The organism is Tsukamurella sp. PLM1 (assembly GCF_023168325.1).
GTDB lineage: Bacteria > Actinomycetota > Actinomycetes > Mycobacteriales > Mycobacteriaceae > Tsukamurella.
Window position 1 is genome coordinate 3,594,249 of sequence record NZ_AP025688.1, and the last position, 18,229, is coordinate 3,612,477.

Consider the following 18,229-nt stretch of genomic DNA (forward strand, 5'->3'; position numbering starts at 1 on the left):
CTACGCCGACTTGGTGACCCGCACGACCACGTTCTTCATGAGCGGCTGGTCGGACTGGGTGCTGTAGTCGGCGATGCCGATGAGCGCGTTCATCTCCGGCATGTAGCCGGCGGCGGCGCCCACGGGCAGGTCGTACCGCAGCGCCCGGAACCGGCGCAGCGTGCGCTGGGAGCCGTCGCGCGAGGTGGCGGTGATGTCCACGAACTCGCCCTCGGTGAGTCCCCGGGCACGCATGTCCTCCTCGTTCAGGAAGATCAGCTCGCGCAGGTTCTTGATGCCGCGGTACCGGTCGTTGGCCGAGTAGATGGTGGTGTTCCACTGGTCGTGCGAGCGCATGGTCCCCAGGATGAGGACGTCGTCGTCGGCCGGGATCACGTTCGGCATCGGCGCAAGCGAGAAGTTCGCCTTCCCGGACGGGGTCTTGAAGACCCGCTCGCGCGCGGGCTGCGGGATCCGGAACCCGCCCGGGTTCTTGATCAGTTCGTTGAAGCCCTCGAAGCCCGGCAGCACCTTCGCCATCACGTCGCGGATGCGGTCGTAGTCGTCGACGTACGACTGCCAGGGCGTGCGGCTGTCCGGCAGCGTCGCCTTCGCCATGCCGGCGATGATCGCCACCTCGGACTTGAGGTCCTTCGACGCCGCGCGCCGCTTGCCGCGGGAGATGTGCACCATGCTCATCGCGTCCTCGACGGTGACGCCCTGTAACCCGGCGACCTGCTCGTCCTTCTCGGTGCGGCCGAGGCAGGGCAGGATCAGCGCGGTGCGGCCGTGCACCAGGTGGCTGCGGTTGAGCTTCGTGCTCACCTGCACGGTGAGGTCGGTCTTGCGCAACCCGGCGGCGGTGTACGCGGTGTCCGGCGCGGCGAGCACGAAGTTGCCGCCCATGCCGACGAACACCTTGACGGTGCCTGCGTGCATCGCCTCGATCGTGGTCACCGTGTCGAGGCCGTGCTCGCGCGGGGAGACGATGCCGCACACTTCGTCGAGCTTGTCGGTCCACGGCGGCGGCCGGTGGTCGATGCCGCAGGTGCGGTTGCCCTGCACGTTGCTGTGGCCGCGCACGGGCGAGGGGCCGGCGCCGGGGCGGCCGATGTTGCCGCGGAGCAGCAGCAGGTTGGTGATCTCGCGGACGGTGTCGACGCCGTGCTCGTGCTGCGTGACGCCGAGGCACCACGAGATGATCGCGCGCTCGGCGCGCAGGTACATCTCGCCCACGCGGCGGATCTCGACCTCGGGCAGGCCGGCCTGCGCGGTGATCTCGGCCCAGTCGGTCGCCGCGACCAGATCGCGGTAGGCGTCGAAGTCGGCGGTGCTCGCCTCGAGGAAGGCGCGGTCGAGCACCGTCGGGTCCGCTTCCGCGGCCTCGAAGACGACCTTGGCGATGCCGCGCATCAGCGCGAGGTCGCCGCCCGGGCGCACCTGCATGTTCAGGTCCGAGACCGACGTCGCCTTGAACAGCGCCATGTCGACCATCTCGTGCGGGACGATCGTCTTCGTCGCGCCCGCCTCCACGAGCGGGTTGATGTGCACGACCTGCGCGCCGCGCCGCGTGGCGTCGGCGAGGGCGGTGAGCATCCGCGGCGCGTTCGACGCGGCGTTGACGCCCATGACGATCAGGAGGTCCGCCTCCTCCCAGTCCTGCAGGTCACAGGTGCCCTTGCCGGTGCCGATGGCGGCCTGCAGCGCGCGACCCGACGCCTCGTGGCACATGTTGGAGCAGTCCGGCAGGTTGTTCGTGCCGAACTCGCGGGCCATCAGCTGGTACAGGAAGGTGGCCTCGTTGCTGAGCCGCCCGGACGTGTAGAACGACGCCTCGTTCGGGCTCTTGAGGCCGCGCAGCGCGTCGCCGACCAGCGCGAACGCCGCGTCCCAGCCGATCGGGACGTACTTGTCGCTCGCCTCGTCGTAGACCATCGGCTCGATCAGCCGGCCCTCGTTCTCGAGGTCGAAATCGGTCCAGCCGGCCAGCTCGGTCACGGTGTGCTGTTCGAAGAAGTCCCGCTTCACCCGCTTGGGCGTCATCTCCCAGGTGACGTGCTTGACGCCGTTCTCGCAGAAGTCCAGCGTGAGCTTCTTGTCGTCCGGCCACGCGCAGCCGGGGCAGTCGTACCCGGTGGGATGGTTCATCACGAACATCGAGTGCGTGCCGCGGATGAGCTCGCGCTGCTTGACCAGGATGGTGCCCACCGACTGCGCCGCGCCCCACGAGGCCGCGGCGTGGTGGTACGGCTTGCTGTACCAGGGGGCGTCGGTCACCGGACCGAATCCGCCCTGGCGGGGGACGTCGGGCAGGAGCCCGGGCACGTGGGCGGTCTGCGGCTGGTTGTCGGTGGTCATACCCGGACTTCCTGTCGAACTCGCTGGGGCTGGCTGTAGACGTTCATGTGGTCACCGCGCACGAAGCCGATGAGGGTGAGGCCGGCATCGTCGGCGAGCTCGGCTGCGAGCGACGACGGTGCCGATACCGCGGAGAGGATCGGGATTCCGGCCATCACGGCCTTCTGCACCAGCTCGAAGCTGGCGCGGCCGGACACCTGCAGGACGACGCCGCGCAGCGGCAGGCGACCGTGCAGGAGCGCCCAGCCGATCACCTTGTCGACGGCGTTGTGCCGGCCCACGTCCTCGCGGAGCACGAGCAGTTCGCCGCTCGCGACGTCGAACAGCGCCGCGGCGTGCAGGCCGCCCGTCTTGTCGAACACGGCCTGCTCGGCACGGAGCCGGTCGGGGTACGACGTCACGTCCTCGGCCCCGACGGCGACCGGATCCGCGGCCACGTCGAACCGGGAGACGGTCCGCACCGCGTCGATGCTGGCCTTGCCGCACATGCCGCACGAGCTGGTGGTGTAGAAGTTGCGCGTCACGTCCGGCGACGGCGGCACGACGCCCGGCGCGAGGGCGACGTCGAGCACGTTGTACTCGTTGACCTCGCCGCCGGTGCCGGGGCCGCCGCAGTGGATCGCGGACCGGAACTCCTCGGCGACGCCGATCACGCCCTCGGAGACCAGGAATCCGGCGGCCAGCTCCACGTCGTGCCCCGGGGTGCGCATGGTGACGGCGAGCGGCGTTCCCGCGACCCGGATCTCCAGCGGCTCCTCCACGGCGAGGGTGTCGATCCGGCGCAGCGGCTCCTGGCCGACGGTGACCTTGGCCACCGCACGACGCACCGTGATCCGACCCATGCCTCCGACGTTACACCCGTGGTACAACTGCAATCCGCCGTATCACCCTCCATGTCCACTGCCACCGCCGGTCCCGGAGCTGGATACAGTGGACGCAGTACTGATCGCGAGGGACGGGGAACGCCGTGGGTGGTTGGAGTGGGGCGCCCATGGGGTGGATGGACCGACTGCGCGGACGTCAACGGCCCGCCACCGACGCCCCGGAATCGGCGGATGTCGGTGTCCCGGACCTGGCGGATCCCGTCCATGCGCGTGCGCTGGTGCTCGAGGTCGACGGCGCCGCGGCGACGGTCGAGGTCCAGCCGCCGGACCGGGCCGCCTTCCGGACGGAGCTGCGCAGCGGCACCGACCCCACCGGCTTCAGCGGACTGGTCGTGCGGTGGCACGTGCCGGCACTCGTCGACGGAGCCGATCCGCGACGCGTGTTCCTGCTCGAGCCGCCGTGCGGCCCGGATCTGCCGCTCGTACCGGACGAGTTGCAGGCGATCCGGGACGCCCGAGACCTGCGCACGAGCGCCCTCGCGGCGCGGTACCCGCCGCCCTCCGCCGCCGAACTGGCGCACCTGATGGCGCCGACCGCGTCGGCGGCCCATCCGGCCTGGGACGCAGTCTGTTACCGGCTCGGACTGATGACCACCCTCGAAGCGCACGCCGTCCTGGACGGCATCCGGCGCGACGGCAATGCATGGGACCGCGCCGAGGCGCACCTGTACTCGTGGGGGCCGAGCATCCCCGACGATCTGCGCACGCGCGTCGGGGCGTTCCTGTCGCATCTGTACGACGTCGCTCCCCAGGGCCCCGGTATCAAGCGGCAACCGTTCTGGACCCTCGGGGTGGCCGCCCTGATGCGCGACCTGAGTCCGGGCGACGTCGACGCCACGGTCTTCGAACGAGTCATGCGCCCGTTGGTCGAGGCCTGCGGCCCGCTGCCGGAGCAGCTGCTGTGAGTCTCGGCGCGGGGTGATAGCAGGGCGCGCCCGTGCCGGTCGAAGCCGGTACGGGCGCGCCAAGCACCGCGCTACTCGTCCTCGGCGCTGCTGTCGCCGCCGTTCTCGTCCGGGTCGGTGCCCGCGCCGTGGTTCGGGTTGGTGCAGATGGTGCCCTCGCAGGGCACGTCCGATCCGTCGCCGTTCGGGTTCGGCATCACCGCGCCGCCGTTCTCGTCGGGGTCGTCGCCGGCGCCGTGGTTCGGGTTGGTGCAGACGCTGCCCTGATCGGGCCCGGTGCACGGAACGTTGTACGTGCCACCGTTGTCCGGCGCCGGAGTCGGGGCCGGCTTGGTGACGGTGCGCGTCGCCCCGGGGTGCTGGGTGACGGTCTTCGTCGGTCCGGCGTGGCCGCCGTTTCCGGTCGCGGGCTTGCCGGGCTGCCCCGCGGCGGGCGCCTGGTGATGCGTCGCAGCGGCGGAACTCGGAGGCGCCGACGAGGATGTCGTCGAGGCGGGCTCGGAATCGTCCGAGCAGCCCGCGCCGAGGAGGACGACCGCGGCGATGCTCGCGATCATCGCGGTGGAATGCTTGCGCACCATGATGTTTCCTTTCGTGGTTCGGATCTGTGCTGTCGGTTCGTGATCGGGTGTCGACCTGCTCGCCCGCTCAGGCGCCCGCCCCGGCGGGCACCGCCCGCGGCCCGTGCTCGGCAACGGTGGCGATCGCGCTCGCGATCATGGGCCACCACGCGTTGTGGACGTCGATGACCTCGCCGTGGCCGGTCTGGGGGATCTCGATGAGCGCGGTGCTGCCGCCCTTCCGGCGGAGGGCCTCGACGTACTCGGCGGCTTCGCGGGGCGGTACGACGGTGTCGTCGGTGCCGGTGATCGCCACGACCGGGACCCGCGGATCCATCCGCTCGAGCGGATCGACGAGCCGATAGCGATCGGGGAATTGCTCGGGCGTGCCTCCCATGACCCGCAGGACGTGATCGTTCTTGGTCAGCGAGAGCCGCATGTCGAGGACGCCCGCCAGAGAGACGACCGCGTGCGGTCGCACCGCCGGATGCGCCCCCGGCGCACCGTCGGGAAGGGTGCCCCGGCCCGCCGTCCACGCCGCGAGTTGGCCTCCCGCGGAGTGCCCCACGACCGTCACGCGGCCGAGGTCGATCTCCGGCACCGACTCCTTCAGGCGGACGAGGTGGTCGACGCCCGCAGCGAGATCGGTGAACGTGGTGGGCCAGCCGCCCCCGTCACCACTGCGTCGGTAGTTCAGGCTCCATACGACGAACCCGCGGGCGGCCAGTGCCTGCGCGGCGGGGCGGACGTACTCGGCGGTGGCGCCCTTCATCCAACCGCCGCCGTGGATCAGGACGATCGTCGGTCTGGTTGCGTTCGCGTCCTGCGCCTGAGGCCGGAACAGGAAGCCGCTCAACGTCTCCGGGTCGACTCCCGGCACGTCCAGGTACTGGTGCGCCGACACGCCGGCGGGGTCGGAGACGCCGGGAGGGTCCGCGTCACCGGCTCGCCCCCACACCACCACCGCAGCGCCGACGACGAGGAGCGCGGTCACGACGATGACACCCACCCATCGCCGCGGGCTGAGCGATCCGCCCTTCGGTCGGTGGCTGACGTTCGCACCGCTCATCCCGTGCGCCCCTCACTTCCCAGACATTTGCGCATACTCCCCTTTCCGGACATCACGGTAACCCGGCGCTTCGCGCCGCACCGGCCAACACGGCGGCAGTGCTGACGCAAACGCGAATCAGTTGATGTACCTAATCAATTCGCCTGCCGGGCGCCGACGTCGCGCGGCTCGCAGACAGAGCCGGCGCTAGCATTGCGTGGTGCATACCGTCGCGGCAGTGTCGTTCGTGCGTCACGAACACACCGACTCGCTGGAATGGGAGTTCACCGATCCCAACCATGAGGTCCTCGTGTGGCGGCGCGGAACCGCCCAGGCCAAGGAGTTCGAGTTCGAGCGCGGACCGCGGGGCGCGCTCGCTCCCGTCCGCGGCAGCGTCTGGGTGATCCCGGCCGGTACGCGGAGCGCAGCGGTCGCGCAGCACTGCGCCTGTGACATCGCCCGCATCACCCTGCCCCCGCCGATGGCTCGATCAGCGGAACTGCGCCCGGCCGCGGGAACCGAGGACCGGCTCCTGCACTACCTGGTGGAGCGCATGGCGAGCACGGCGACACGCACCGACGCCGTCGGCAGGCTCCTTCACGAATCCCTGCTGGACGCCGCCCACCTGCACATCCTCGACATCTACAGCCTGAAGTCTCCGGAGACGCGGAACGCCCCGACGACTCTGCGCCCCGAATCTCAGGCGCTCGTCCTCGAGCGCCTCCACGATGGCTGGGATCCGGACGTGACCCTGCGAGAACTGGCCGAGATCGCCGAGCTGACCGTGGATCAGTTCGGTCGGGCGTTCGCGGCGACGTTCCATGTCACGCCGCATCGGTACCTGCTGGAGCGGAAGCTGAGCCGAGCGCGCTACCTACTGTCGACCACGACGATGCCGATCACCGAGATCAGCGCCGCTGCGGGCTTCTCCAGCCCCAGCCACTTCGCCACCACCTTCCGGCGCCACACCGGGGTGACCCCCTCCGGCTATCGCACGGGCACCACGTAGGCCCAGGACGAGGCCACGTGGATGCGCGGCCTGCGCAGCATGCTGGAGGACGGTCACCGACCGCCGCGGCGCACCGGCGGCAGATGGAGCCCAACGACCTACCGGGTGCCCACCACCGCCTCCGCCGCATCCACTGTCTGACTCAGCAGCATCGCGACCGTCATCGGCCCGACGCCGCCCGGTACAGGGGTGATCGCGCTGGCCACCTCGGCTGCGTCCGGCACCACATCACCTGGTGTGAATCCGGCGTCGACGACGACTGCGCCTGGTCTGATCATGTCGGTGGTGATCAAGCCCGGCCGTCCAGCCGCCGCGATCAGAATGTCGGCACGACTGGTGTGCGCAGCGAGGCTCGCGGTCCGGGAGTGACATACCGTGACGGTGGCGTCGCGCGCGGTGAGCATCGCTGCCAGAGGCTTGCCGAGGATCGCGCTCCGGCCGACGATCACCACGTCTGCACCAGCAAGCTCGGCGCCGTAGTGGTCGAGGAGTCGGACGATCCCCGCCGGGGTGCAGCTGCGGTGGCCGGGCTGCCCGAGCGCCGCCGCGGCGAACGCTGCGCTCGATGTCCCGTCCACGTCTTTCCGGAGCGGGATCGCGTCGAAGGCGGCACGCTCGTCTATCTGCGGCGGGAGCGGATGCTGTAGAAGGATGCCCTGCACCTCGGGATCGCGGCCGAGGTCGGTCAACGCGACGACGAGCTCTGCAGTCGTCGTGTCAGGCGGCAGGTGAATGTGGCGCGACCTCAGGCCGTACTGAGCGCATCGGCGCTGCTTCATCTGCACGTACTTGGCAGAGCCGGGGTCGTCGCCGACGAGCACGGTGGCGAGGGTCGGGGTGAAGGGCAGCGCTGCTGCGCGGACAGCGCTCGCCGTATTCAGCTCGGCGGCGAGTTCGGTGCCGGACAAGGTGGTGGGGCTGGACATGGCGGCCTCCTGGACGGTGATCGCCCAGGCGCGCGGCTCGGATGCTCCGGTGGGCCGCTCCCCGCAGGTGCACCTGCTCAGCGCCAGTCACGGCCGCGAACGACGTTACCTGATGCCACGCACCCGGACCGTGTGCGCCGGAGTTCACCCGCGGCAGACGTTGCCCGGGCAGTCGCCGAGGCCGAGTGTTCCCACAGCGCGTCAGATGCCAGGTCGAGCCGAGGAACATTGGGCCACCGCGTCGGCAAATTGGATCCGGAAAGGGTCAACGTGGGTCATAGGTTCCCTACCAGCACCGGCCCCAGAAGCAGAAAACCACCTGTTACCAGGTGGTTCATCTTGTGGCCAGGGCCGGGATCGAACCGGCGACCTTCCGCTTTTCAGGCGGACGCTCGTACCAACTGAGCTACCTGGCCGTCCGGTGCCGGCTGTACCGTCACCGCCGAGTCCTAGAACTCGGATGGCGACCCTGACGGGACTCGAACCCGCGACCTCCGCCGTGACAGGGCGGCGCGCTAACCAACTGCGCCACAGGGCCATATGCAATTTTTCGTCTTGCGACGTACCCCCTACGGGATTCGAACCCGCGCTACCGCCTTGAAAGGGCGGCGTCCTAGGCCACTAAACGAAGGGGGCTCGCGTCGAATGACCCGAAAGCCACTCTCTGCACCGCTTCCGCGTTCCGTTGGGAGCTGGGATAGCTTATGGCACATCCTAGCAAGTTCCCAAATCGCCTGGTCAGCGTACGAAAAACCGTGACTATCGGGCGGGCAGGTCCATCCGCGCCAGCCGCGCGGGATCGAGGGTCGAGACCACGTCCACGATCCGGCCGCCCACCACCGTGCACGCCATGAGCGCGACCGGCTTCCCCGTGGGCCCCCAGACCAGGACGCCGGGCGCCCCGTTCACGCTGACCCGCCGCGCCTCGATCCGGGCGGGATCGCCCCGCCGAACGGCGTCGAGCACCGCGTTCGCGCCGATCATCACCCGCTCCCCGCGGGGCGTGCGCAAGGTCCAGGTGAGGTCCGGGTCCAGCACGGTGAGCAGCGCCTCGAAGTCGCCGCCGCGCGCCGCGGCGAGGAAGGCGTCCACCACCGCCCGCTGCTCCTGCCGCTCCGCGACCGGGCGGGGCCCGCCCTGCACGCGGCGCCGGGCCCGGCTCGCAGCCATCTTGGCGGCGTCGGGCGAACGACCCACGATCGCCCCGATCTCGGCGAAGGGAACCGCGAACAGGTCGTGCAGGACGAACGCCAACCGCTCCTCCGGCTTCAGGAAGTCGAGGACCACCATCAGAGCCAACCCGACGGTGTCCGCCGCGATCGCCGCGTCCTCCGGCCCGTCGTCCTCGGTCACCACCGGGTCGGCGTCGTCGAAGTCGTCCTCGGGGTGCGCCGCGCGGGTCCGCAGCACGTCGATGCAGATCCGGCCCACCACGCGGGTGAGCCAGCCGCCCAGGTTGTCGATCGGCGCACCGTCGTACCGGTCGAGCCGCAACCAAGCCTCCTGGACCGCGTCCTCGGCGTCGGCGCGCGAGCCGAGCGCGCGGGTCGCGACGGCGATCAGGCGGGCCCTGTGCTGTTCGAACTGCTCCGTGCGATCCATCGGTCGTTACCTTTCCACGCGGTGATCCGTCATGACAGTGACGAGCCCGAACGGGCAGAGGTAACAAGAGAGGACATCCGCCATGAACACCGCACTGTGGATCATCACCGCGATCCTGGCCGTCGCGTTCACCGTGGGCGCGCTCGCGCAGCTCACGATGCCCAAGGACCGCTACCGGAACATCGCCGCGAGCCAGCACTGGGCCGACGACTTCGACGCGGGGCAGCTGAAGGCCATCGGCGCGATCAAACTGATCGGCGCGCTGGGACTCATCCTGCCCGCGATCACCGGGGTGGCGACGGTGCTCTCCCCGCTCGCCGCGTGCGGGCTCGCGCTGTTCATGTCCGGTGCCGCGACCACTCGTTTCCGGCGGCGCGAATGGGGTGCGATGGCCGGCGACGTGGTGTTCATCGCACTGTTCGCCTTCGTCGCCTGGGGCCGTTTCGACCTCGCCCCGTACGGCGGATGAGCCATTGACCCCACAATGCGTAAGTGATAACTTACGCATTGTGTCCGTCGCAGCCGATCCCTGGTCCGCGCTCGCCGATCCCACTCGGCGAACCGTCTTCGCCCGCGTCGCGGCGGGCCCGTGTTCGGTCACGGAGATCGCACGGGAGCTGCCGGTCAGCCGGCCCGCGGTGTCGCAGCACCTGCGCGTCCTCCTCGACGCGCATCTCGTCGACGTGCGCAAGCAGGGACGCGAACGCCTGTACCGGCCCCGCCCCGACGGCCTGGCCGCGATGCGGACGGAGCTCGAGAGTTACTGGACGCAGACGCTGACCACGTTCAAGCACCTGGCCGAACAGGCCTACGCCGAAGAAGGGACACCCTCGCCATGACCACCACCACTTCCCACACCGGCTCGATCCGGGTCGGCATCACCGTCGACGTGCCGGTCGACTTCGCCTATCGCGTCTTCACCGAACGCTTCGACGAGATCAAGCCGCGCGAGCACAACCTGCTCGCCGTGCCGATCGAGAAGACCGTGCTCGAACCGCGCGCGGGCGGCACGATCTACGACGTGGGGACCGACGGCAGCGTCTGCACGTGGGCGCGAGTGCTCGCGTGCGATCCGCCGAACTCGCTGACGTTCACGTGGGACATCAGCCCGCAGTGGTGGATCGAGACCGACCCGGCGCAGTCCAGCGAGGTGGAGATCCGGTTCGTGGCGGAGACGCCGTCGCGCACCCGGGTCGAGATCGAGCACCGCCACCTCGAGCGCCACGGCGAGGGTTGGGAGCAGGCCGCCGCCGGAATCGGCGGGAGCACCGGCTGGCCGCTCTACCTGGACCGCTTCCGCACCGCCGCCGAGGGCACCGCCACGCAGTAGGCGGCCGGCGCTTCAGGATGTCGGGTTCTCAGGCCATAGAGGCGCTCGCGCGCACGCCTACCGCTCCTGAACCCGAATTCCTGAGGCGGCCAGATCCGCGACAGCGCGAGCCACGAGATCTGCCCGGCGCCTGGGCGTGCGAGCCTTCAGGACCTTCAGGATCACCGCGTAGCGATCCGACCGACTCAACGCCTCGAACGCCGTTGCCGCCCCGGCGTTCTCGGCAAGCGCCGCCGCGAGATCGGGCGGGGTCTCCGCGGTGCGCTGCGACTCGTAGGCGGCGTCCCAGCGGCCGTCCGCCACCGCGGCGTCGCGTTGCGCGAAACCCGCCGGCCGGACCCGCCCCGCGGCCTCGAGCGCCTCGAACTTCGCCACGTTGATCGCAGACCACGAGCTGGTGCGGCGGCGCGGCGAGTACCGCTGCAAGAAGGAGTCCGCGTCGTTCGACTTGCGCTGGCCGTCGATCCAGCCGAAGCACAACGCCCCGTCGAGCGCATCCTCGATCGTCAGGCCCGGAACCCTCGAGTTCCGTCGCGCGATCCGCAGCCACGCCTCCCCGGCATCCGCGTGGTGATCCTCGAGCCAGCGCTCCCACTCGTCGACGGTGGCGAATTCGAGGACGTCCATACGAGTCTCCCCTTCGGGTCTCCGGAGCCCACGGCGCGGGCGCTGACCGCGAAACCTGTCGGTGGGGTCGGTGACAATGAGGATAAGTGCGAGTGCCCCCCGTGGGACTCGAACCCACAACCAGCCGATTAAAAGTCGGATGCTCTGCCAATTGAGCTAGGGGGCGCGATGGAAGAGTACCAGTGCCGGCTCGACGATTCGGAATTCGAGTTCGGGGTGGAACAGACACAGATTTGCACCGATTGCGGGCAGGAGCTACCTCTGTCCGACTACTACCGGCGCCCCGGTCGGGCACGACCGTATCGCTATTGCCGCCGCTGCCAAACGGCTCGGTCGCGAGCGTACCGTGTGCACCATCCCGACACCGGCGCAGCGGAACGAGCTCGGCGCTCGCGCGAGCGCAATCCCGAGCGCTACGCCGAACGCGACCGGCGCCGCGCCCAGACCGAGCGTTTCAAGCAGCAGCGCAAGCGACGTGCAGCGGCCCAGTCCGCCTACTACAAGACGTGGTACGCAGCGAACCGGGAACGGGTGCTGGCGCTGCACCGGGCTTACCGTGATGATCCTGTACTCCGCGCGACGCTCGACGCGCGTAAGCGCGCGTGGTACCGGGAGCACCCCGAGAATCGCCGGCGCGAGCGGCACCGCCGGGCCGCACGGTTACGGGCGGCGCCGGCGCTTCCCTTCACGAGCGAGATGCTGGGCGCACGGATGTCCCTGTGGTCCGGATGTTGGCTATGTGGCCGGCCGTTCACCGACCGTCGCTCCCGCACCGTCGACCATGTGAAACCGCTGTCCAAAGGCGGGGCGGACATACTCGCGAACCTGCGACCCGCCTGCAGATCGTGCAACTCCCGCAAAGCGGACAAGTGGCCGTTCCATCACACCACAGCCGGATTGGGCCCGCGCCTCAGGACGCCGCGGCGTTGACCATCCAGTGCACGCCGAACCGGTCGACGCACATCCCGAAGGTCGCGCCCCAGGGCGCCTGGAGGAACGGCGCCACCACGGTGCCGCCGGCGGACAGCTTCTCCCACCAGCCGGTGAGCTTGGGCAGATCGTCGCCGGACAGGGACACCGACACGTCGTCGCCCTTGGTGCGGGACATGCCGGGCGGGGTGTCGGCACACATCAGGGTGAAGCCGTCGGGCGTGGTGAGCTGGCCGTGCATCACGTTGTTCACGAACGACGGATCCACCCCCATCTCGGGCGGCATGCCCTCGAACGTGCTGATCTCGAGCTCGCCGCCGAACACGTCGCGGTAGAACTCGAGCGCCTCGCGGGCGTTGTCGGAGAAGCTGATGTACGGGTTCAGGATGACAGTCATGATTCGATTGTGCGCCGATCCACCGACAGGTTCGCACAGTTCGCTCACATGCCCCCGCGCGTTCACCGGCCGGACCGCCCCGCAGGCAGCCTGGCGGGATGCACATCGTCCAGCTCGCGAACTTCTACGGCCCCCGCTCGGGCGGGCTGCGCACCGCGGTCGACCAGCTGGGCGCCGGATACGTGGCGCGCGGCCACGCGGTCACCCTCATCGTCGCCGGCCGGGCGTCGGGCGACGAGGTCCTCGATTCGGGCGTCCGCCGGATCACGGTGCCCGGCCGGAAGTTCTTCCGCGTGGAGGGCTACCGGGCCGCGAGTCCCGTCCGCATCCGCCGCCTGCTTCCGACGCTCGGCGCCGACAGTCTCGAGGTCTCCGACCGCCTCACCCTGCGCGGCATGGGGCCGTGGGCCAAGGCGCGCGGCATCGGCTCGATCATGATCAGCCACGAGCGCCTCGACCGCATGATCGCCCTCGGCGTCCCCCGCGCGGCGCAGTGGGCGTCCGACGTCGCGAACCTCGGCACGGCCCGCAGCTACGACACGGTCGTCTGCACCACCGCGTTCGCCGGCGAGGAGTTCGCCCGCATCGAGGCGCCCAACGTCGAGACGGTGCCGCTCGGAGTCGACCTCGACACCTTCCGGCCCGCCCGCGCCACGCCGCAGGCGCGCGCCCGGTGGGCCACCGGCGCCGGGAGCGGGGCGAGCGGGCCGCGTGATCCCGCTGCCGAGGTCCTCCTCGTGCAGTCCTGCCGGCTGTCGATGGAGAAGCACCCGGCGCGGGGCATCGAGGTGGTGCGCGCCCTCGTGGCCGACGGTGTCGACGCGCGGCTCGTGATCGCCGGCGGCGGCGCGATGGAGACGGAGCTGCGCCGCCAGGCGCGCGGGCTGCCCGTCACCTTCACCGGCCACCTCGCCGACCGGGACGCCCTCGCCGACCTGCTGGCCTGCGCCGACGTCGCGATCTGTCCCGGCCCGCACGAGACCTTCGGTCTCAGCGCGATGGAGGCGCTCGCGTCGGGGACGCCGATCGTGGTGTCGCGCAACAGCGCCCTCGCCGAGGTGACGCGGGCGGACTGCGGCCTCCCCGCCGCCGATACGGGCGCCGCGTTCACGGCCGCCGTCCGCGCGGTCCTGGCCCGCGGCGACTACGCCGCGGCGGCGCGGGCGTGCGCCGAGCAGTACACGTGGGACCGCGCCGTCGAGACCATGCTCGGCCTGCACCGCGCGACGGCGGACCGTCGGCGGTTCCTCCGCGACCGTCCCGCGGCGCTCCCCTCGTCCTGCCGCCCCGCTCCCGGCGATCGGCGGCTGCGGCGGCGGGCGCGGGTTCGCCGGCGGGCCGCCGCGAGCGGGCGCGCTGACGCCCGGGATCAGCGCAGCCGGTCCCCCGACTCCGCGTGGAAGAACAGCGCCTGCTCGGCGGCGGGGATCAGCCCGGCCTTCTCACCGGCCCGCAGGGTGGTCGCGCGGTCGACCCGCGCCACCACCGGCTTGTCCTGCCCCTGCACGGTCACGTAGACGAGCGCCTCGGCGCCCAGCTCCTCCACGAGGGCGACGGTGCCCCGCGCGGCCCCGGCGGCGTCCGGGGACACGACCTCGAGGGCCTCGGGGCGGAGGCCGACGGTCACCGTCTCCCCCGATTCGACGGTGCGCGGCACCGGCACGACCGCGCCGGCCAGATCGGCGCCGACGTCCGAGCGGGGCACCGTCAGCAGGTTCATGCCCGGCGAGCCGAGGAAGCCGGCCACGAAGGTGTTGACCGGATCGTCGTACAGCTCGCGCGGCGGCGCGACCTGTTGCAGCAGACCGTCTTTGAGCACCGCCACGCGATCGCCCATCGTCATGGCCTCGACCTGGTCGTGCGTCACGTACAGCGTGGTGACCCCGAGCCGGCGCTGCAGCGCGGAGATCTGCGACCGGGTGGAGACCCGCAGGCGCGCATCGAGATTGGACAGCGGCTCGTCCATCGCGAACACCTTGGGGTGGCGCACGATGGCGCGGCCCATCGCGACGCGCTGACGCTGCCCGCCCGAGAGCCGCGCGGGCTTGCGGTCGAGCAGCGGCTCCAGCTCCAGCATCGCGGCGGCCTCCGCCACCTGCTTGGCCGTATCCTCCTTGGACACACCGGCGTTGCGCAGCGCGAAGCCCATGTTCTGCGCCACCGTCATGTTCGGGTACAGCGCGTAGTTCTGGAACACCATGGCCACGTCGCGCTTCTTCGGCGAGACCGATGTGACGTCCACATCGTCGATGAGGATGCTGCCGTCCGTCACGGCCTCGAGCCCCGCCAGCGCCCGCAGGCTGGTGGACTTGCCGCAGCCGGACGGGCCGACCAGCACGACGAACTCGCCGTCGGCGATGTCCAGGTCGAGCGAGCTCACCGAGGGCCGCTCGGCGCCCGGATACTGGACGGTCGCACCGTCGAAACGCACCGTTGCCATGGTGTTCCTTTGACTCCTAGTTCCTACGAAACCGTGTGCCGCGGACCTACTTCGGCAGCTTGGGCTTGATCTGCGAGTCGATCTTGCCCTGGATGGTCTTCTGCAGCGCACCGAGCACGGCCGCGGTGTCGCCGCCGGTCGCGATCTGCTGCAGCGCCTTGCCGATGTCCTCGCCGCCGCCCGGCACGAACACGCGCGCGTTGTCCTGCACCCGGGTCAGCGGGAGCTGCTTGACGGCCGTGCCGAAGTTCGGGTTCTTCTCGATGAACTCCTTCATCGCCGGCTCGTCGACGGCCGCCTTGCGCACGGGCATGTAGCCGGTGGCCTGCGAGAACTTCGCGGTGTTCGCCGCGTTCGTGAGGAACTCGATGAACTTCATCGCGGCCTTCTTGCGCTCGTCCGAGATGCCCTCGGCCACGGCGACGCCCGCACCGCCGGTGGGGCACGACTCGCCCGCCGGGCCCGGCAGGAACGCGGTGCCGACGTCGAACTTGGCCGACGTGGTGATGGTCTTCAGCGAGCCGGTGGACTGCAGCGTGCACGCCGCGATGCCCGCACCGAAGTCGTTCTCCGGCGTGGTCACCAGGCGACCCCAGTTGCCGATGACCTCCTTGAGCTGGTTCGCGGCCGCGATCGACTCGGGCGTGGTGAACTTCAGGTCCCACTCGTCCGAGTACGCGCCGCCCTTGGACCAGTTCCAGCCCTCGAAGACCCAGTCGATGTAGTTCTCCGAGTCGGCGAGCACGATCGCCTTCTTGTCGCCGCCGATGGCGTCCTGGATCCGCGGGGCCCACTGGACGAACTCGTCCCAGTCCTTGGGGCCGCGGTCCTCGAGGCCGGCCTTCTTCCAGACGTCCTTGTTGTAGTAGAACAGCGGCGTCGAGCGGGAGTACGGCACGGCGTAGTGCTTGCCGTCGAACTTCGTATCGGCCAGCAGCGAGTCGACGTAGTCGCCGGGCTTGAGGCCGGCACCGTCGAACAGGTCGTCCAGGGGCGCGATCTGCTTGTTGAGCGCGAAGTTGAACCACGTCACGTCCGAGACCACGACGATGTCGGGCTTCGTCCCGCCGGACAGCGACGTCTGGAACTTCTGCGCCACCTGCTCGTAGTTCTTGCCGCCGTCCAGCAGCTCCACCTTGATGCCCGCGTTGGCCTTCTGGAACGCGTCGATCAGCTCCTGCTCGGTGGCCTTCGAGCTGCCGGGGTGGTTGGTCAGGAAGCGCAGCGTGATGTCGCCGCCGCTGCCGCCACCGTCGTTCGACCCGCCGCCGCCGGATCCCGAACCCGCGCACGCCGCCGCGACGGCCGCGGTGGCCGCGAGTCCGGTCGCGAGGAAGCCGCGCCTGGTGAAGTCGCCCATGAGTTTCTCCTTGGTGTTTGAAGTGGGGTGGTGCGGACCGGTCAGCCCTTGACTGCGCCGGAGGTCAGGCCCTTGATCATCTGCCGCTGCAGGATCAGGAAGACGATGAGCATCGGCAGCGCGGTGAGCAGCGTGGCCGCCATGACCGGCCCCCAGTTCACGCCCTGCTCGGTGTTCTGCAGCAGCGTCAGCCCCACGGGGAGCGGGGCGACGGCCGCGTTGTCGGACATCAGGAACGGCCAGAGGTACTCGTTCCACTCGTTCACCAGCGTGATCACCGCGAACGCGACCATCGTGGGGATCGAAACCGGCAGGATCACCCGGAACAGCAGACGCAGGTGCCCGGCCCCGTCCATGCGCGCGGCTTCGATGATCTCCTTGGGTAGCGAGAGGAAGTGGTTGCGCATGAGGAACGTGCCGAAGGCCACCCCAGCGAGCGGGACGATGATGCCGAAGAACGTGTTCCGGTAGTCGGCCATGAGGGCGTAGTTCGAGATCACGGTGATCTGGTTGGGCACCATCAGCGCCGCGATCACCACCAGGAACAGCGCCTTCTTGAACGGGAATCGCAGGAACACGAGCGCGTACGCGGTGCTCACGCCCAGGACGAACTTGATCGTCCCGGTGACCAGGGTGATGATCGCCGAGTTCCGCAGGTAGTCCCAGTACGGGATCTCCTGCGTCACATAGCTGTAGTTGGCCGGATACCAGGTCGGTGGCCACCACGTGGCGGGCGAGACGAAGATGTCCGACCGCTCCTTGAACGAGGTGATGACGATGAAGTACACCGGCACCGCGACCAGCAGCAGCGTGGCCGCCATCCCCACGTACCCGAGGACCTTCATGGCGACGCTCCCCTTGGGTCCGGATTCGAGCAGCGCGCTCACTTGTCGTCCCCCCGATCCATCATCCGCACCTGCACCACGGTCACGACCAGGAGCACCAGGAACATGATCGTCGCGATCGTGGCGCCGTAGCCCGCGCGCTGGTTCCGGAAGGTCTGCCAGTAGATGTCGAAGACCATCGTCGTGGTCCCGTTCTGCGGCCCGCCGGCCGGGAACATGATGTTGATGATGTCGAACACCTGAAGGCTGTTGAGCAGCACCGTGATCGAGAGGAAGTACGTGGCCGGGCGCAGCTGCGGCGGCGTGACCCGCCAGAACTTGCGCCACGCCGGCGTCCCGTCGATCGCGGCCGCCTCGTCGAGGTCCTTGTTCAGGCCCTGCAGCGCCGCGAGGTAGATGACGAAGGTGTAGCCCAGGTTCTTCCAGATGTAGGTGAACGTCACGAGGAACAGCGCCCAGTGCGGGTTCTGGTAGAAGTCGGGACTCTCGATGCCGAACCAACTCAGGATCGACGCGACGGCGCCGAACTGCGGGTTGAACACGAAGTAGAAGGCCGCACCGATCGCGGCGCCGGAGATCACGAACGGCGCGAACACCGCCGAGCGCACCAGGTTACGGCCCTTGAGATTCTGATCCAGCAGCATGGCCAGCGCGAGACCCAGCACCATTGAGAAGACCACCGCGCCCACGGTGAAGATCAGCGTGACGGTGACGACCTGCCAGCTCTCGGCCTTGGTGAAGAACTCGCGGTAGTTGTCGAGCCCGATCCATTTGGCCGGATCCACACTGCCGAGCGACCATTCGTGGAAGCTCAGCCGGACGTTGTCGATGAGCGGTCGATACGTGAAGACGGCCAGCAACGCCAGGTTCGGCACCACGAACAGCAGGAACAACAGATTGTCCTTGGGCACCAGGTTGGCGGCCGGCCCCGTCTTGGGTGAGGGCTCCACCCGTTCGGTCGTGGCGGTCACCGCCGTAGCGTGCTGCACTTTCGCGTCCGGCGGACGAAAACCGGGAAAAGATTCGGTA

Annotated in this window: 18 protein-coding genes, 4 tRNA genes and 1 pseudogene; 7 read left to right on the forward strand and 16 right to left on the reverse strand. The window is 69.7% G+C overall.

Annotation, left to right across the window (positions count from 1 at the left end; translation table 11 throughout):
• Together MTP03_RS18530 and fdhD are read right to left on the reverse strand one after the other, a co-directional pair.
• Positions 1–2,337 carry an FdhF/YdeP family oxidoreductase gene (locus MTP03_RS18530; RefSeq protein WP_248489465.1) on the reverse strand — a complete coding sequence of 779 codons (2,337 nt, stop codon included), beginning with the start codon at positions 2,335–2,337 and terminating at the stop codon, positions 1–3.
• Positions 2,334–3,179, reverse strand: coding sequence for a formate dehydrogenase accessory sulfurtransferase FdhD (fdhD, locus tag MTP03_RS18535; RefSeq protein WP_248489466.1), 846 nt, complete (start codon positions 3,177–3,179; stop codon positions 2,334–2,336). The genes MTP03_RS18530 and fdhD overlap by 4 nt, the downstream gene beginning before the upstream one ends.
• Positions 3,180–3,328: 149 nt before the next feature.
• Between fdhD and MTP03_RS18540 the strand changes: the two genes are divergently transcribed.
• On the forward strand, positions 3,329–4,126 hold the full coding sequence (locus MTP03_RS18540) for a hypothetical protein (RefSeq protein ID WP_248489467.1): 798 nt from the start codon (positions 3,329–3,331) through the stop codon (positions 4,124–4,126).
• A gap of 71 nt (positions 4,127–4,197) precedes the next feature.
• On the opposite strand, the gene MTP03_RS18545 is transcribed toward MTP03_RS18540, so the two are convergent.
• Together MTP03_RS18545 and MTP03_RS18550 are read right to left on the reverse strand one after the other, a co-directional pair.
• A complete protein-coding gene (locus MTP03_RS18545; RefSeq protein WP_248489468.1) occupies positions 4,198–4,707 on the reverse strand; it encodes a hypothetical protein in 510 nt (169 codons plus the stop codon).
• 67 nt (positions 4,708–4,774) lie between these two features.
• Positions 4,775–5,755 (reverse strand): S9 family peptidase, encoded by a 981-nt coding sequence (locus MTP03_RS18550; RefSeq protein ID WP_248489469.1) that lies wholly within the window; start codon positions 5,753–5,755, stop codon positions 4,775–4,777.
• Between the two features lie 199 nt (positions 5,756–5,954).
• Between MTP03_RS18550 and MTP03_RS18555 the strand changes: the two genes are divergently transcribed.
• On the forward strand, positions 5,955–6,743 hold the full coding sequence (locus MTP03_RS18555) for a helix-turn-helix transcriptional regulator (RefSeq protein ID WP_248489470.1): 789 nt from the start codon (positions 5,955–5,957) through the stop codon (positions 6,741–6,743).
• Positions 6,744–6,841: 98 nt separating this feature from the next.
• On the opposite strand, the gene MTP03_RS18560 is transcribed toward MTP03_RS18555, so the two are convergent.
• From MTP03_RS18560 to MTP03_RS18580, 5 genes are all read right to left on the reverse strand, one after another.
• Complete coding sequence (locus MTP03_RS18560; protein ID WP_248489471.1) at positions 6,842–7,669, reverse strand: bifunctional 5,10-methylenetetrahydrofolate dehydrogenase/5,10-methenyltetrahydrofolate cyclohydrolase; 828 nt, start codon at positions 7,667–7,669, stop codon at positions 6,842–6,844.
• 342 nt (positions 7,670–8,011) lie between these two features.
• Positions 8,012–8,085: transfer RNA gene (locus MTP03_RS18565), tRNA-Phe, on the reverse strand.
• A 45-nt stretch (positions 8,086–8,130) separates the two neighbouring features.
• Positions 8,131–8,207, reverse strand: a tRNA-Asp gene (locus MTP03_RS18570).
• Between the two features lie 25 nt (positions 8,208–8,232).
• Positions 8,233–8,305: transfer RNA gene (locus tag MTP03_RS18575), tRNA-Glu, on the reverse strand.
• A gap of 123 nt (positions 8,306–8,428) precedes the next feature.
• Entirely contained in the window at positions 8,429–9,271 is an 843-nt protein-coding gene (locus tag MTP03_RS18580; protein WP_248489472.1) for a sigma-70 family RNA polymerase sigma factor, read from the reverse strand.
• A gap of 82 nt (positions 9,272–9,353) precedes the next feature.
• On the opposite strand from MTP03_RS18580, the gene MTP03_RS18585 reads away from it, so the two are divergent.
• Genes MTP03_RS18585 through MTP03_RS18595 form a run of 3 tightly spaced genes read left to right on the forward strand, consistent with a single transcriptional unit; the run spans position 9,354 to position 10,601 of the window.
• Positions 9,354–9,740 (forward strand): DoxX family protein, encoded by a 387-nt coding sequence (locus MTP03_RS18585; RefSeq protein ID WP_248489473.1) that lies wholly within the window; start codon positions 9,354–9,356, stop codon positions 9,738–9,740.
• 40 nt (positions 9,741–9,780) lie between these two features.
• Positions 9,781–10,110, forward strand: a complete 330-nt coding sequence (locus MTP03_RS18590) for a helix-turn-helix transcriptional regulator (RefSeq protein ID WP_248489474.1) — start codon at positions 9,781–9,783, stop codon at positions 10,108–10,110.
• Complete coding sequence (locus tag MTP03_RS18595; RefSeq protein WP_248489475.1) at positions 10,107–10,601, forward strand: SRPBCC family protein; 495 nt, start codon at positions 10,107–10,109, stop codon at positions 10,599–10,601. The genes MTP03_RS18590 and MTP03_RS18595 overlap by 4 nt, the downstream gene beginning before the upstream one ends.
• 57 nt (positions 10,602–10,658) lie before the next feature.
• On the opposite strand, the gene MTP03_RS18600 is transcribed toward MTP03_RS18595, so the two are convergent.
• Both MTP03_RS18600 and MTP03_RS18605 read right to left on the reverse strand, forming a co-directional pair.
• On the reverse strand, positions 10,659–11,228 hold the full coding sequence (locus tag MTP03_RS18600; RefSeq protein WP_248489476.1) for a YdeI family protein: 570 nt from the start codon (positions 11,226–11,228) through the stop codon (positions 10,659–10,661).
• A gap of 93 nt (positions 11,229–11,321) precedes the next feature.
• Positions 11,322–11,395, reverse strand: a tRNA-Lys gene (locus MTP03_RS18605).
• A gap of 1 nt (position 11,396) precedes the next feature.
• Between MTP03_RS18605 and MTP03_RS18610 the strand changes: the two genes are divergently transcribed.
• On the forward strand, positions 11,397–12,158 hold the full coding sequence (locus MTP03_RS18610; protein ID WP_248489477.1) for an HNH endonuclease signature motif containing protein: 762 nt from the start codon (positions 11,397–11,399) through the stop codon (positions 12,156–12,158).
• Here MTP03_RS18610 and MTP03_RS18615 read toward each other — a convergent pair.
• Positions 12,139–12,555, reverse strand: a complete 417-nt coding sequence (locus MTP03_RS18615; RefSeq protein ID WP_248489478.1) for a VOC family protein — start codon at positions 12,553–12,555, stop codon at positions 12,139–12,141. The two genes, MTP03_RS18610 and MTP03_RS18615, sit on opposite strands and share 20 nt — an antisense overlap.
• 98 nt (positions 12,556–12,653) lie before the next feature.
• Between MTP03_RS18615 and MTP03_RS18620 the strand changes: the two are divergent.
• A pseudogene (locus tag MTP03_RS18620) lies at positions 12,654–13,787 on the forward strand (glycosyltransferase); the annotation flags it as partial.
• A 137-nt stretch (positions 13,788–13,924) separates the two neighbouring features.
• Here MTP03_RS18620 and MTP03_RS18625 read toward each other — a convergent pair.
• Genes MTP03_RS18625 through MTP03_RS18640 form a run of 4 tightly spaced genes read right to left on the reverse strand, consistent with a single transcriptional unit; the run spans position 13,925 to position 18,171 of the window.
• Positions 13,925–14,995, reverse strand: a complete 1,071-nt coding sequence (locus MTP03_RS18625; RefSeq protein WP_248489479.1) for an ABC transporter ATP-binding protein — start codon at positions 14,993–14,995, stop codon at positions 13,925–13,927.
• Between the two features lie 46 nt (positions 14,996–15,041).
• Positions 15,042–16,355: an ABC transporter substrate-binding protein gene (locus tag MTP03_RS18630; protein ID WP_248489480.1), complete on the reverse strand. Its 1,314-nt coding sequence runs from the start codon at positions 16,353–16,355 to the stop codon at positions 15,042–15,044.
• Positions 16,356–16,396: 41 nt separating this feature from the next.
• The gene (locus tag MTP03_RS18635; RefSeq protein ID WP_248492287.1) at positions 16,397–17,200 is read right to left on the reverse strand and encodes a carbohydrate ABC transporter permease; all 804 of its coding nucleotides are present in this window, start codon (positions 17,198–17,200) and stop codon (positions 16,397–16,399) included.
• A 38-nt stretch (positions 17,201–17,238) separates the two neighbouring features.
• Positions 17,239–18,171, reverse strand: a complete 933-nt coding sequence (locus MTP03_RS18640) for a carbohydrate ABC transporter permease (protein WP_371820802.1) — start codon at positions 18,169–18,171, stop codon at positions 17,239–17,241.
• Positions 18,172–18,229: the final 58 nt, after the last annotated feature.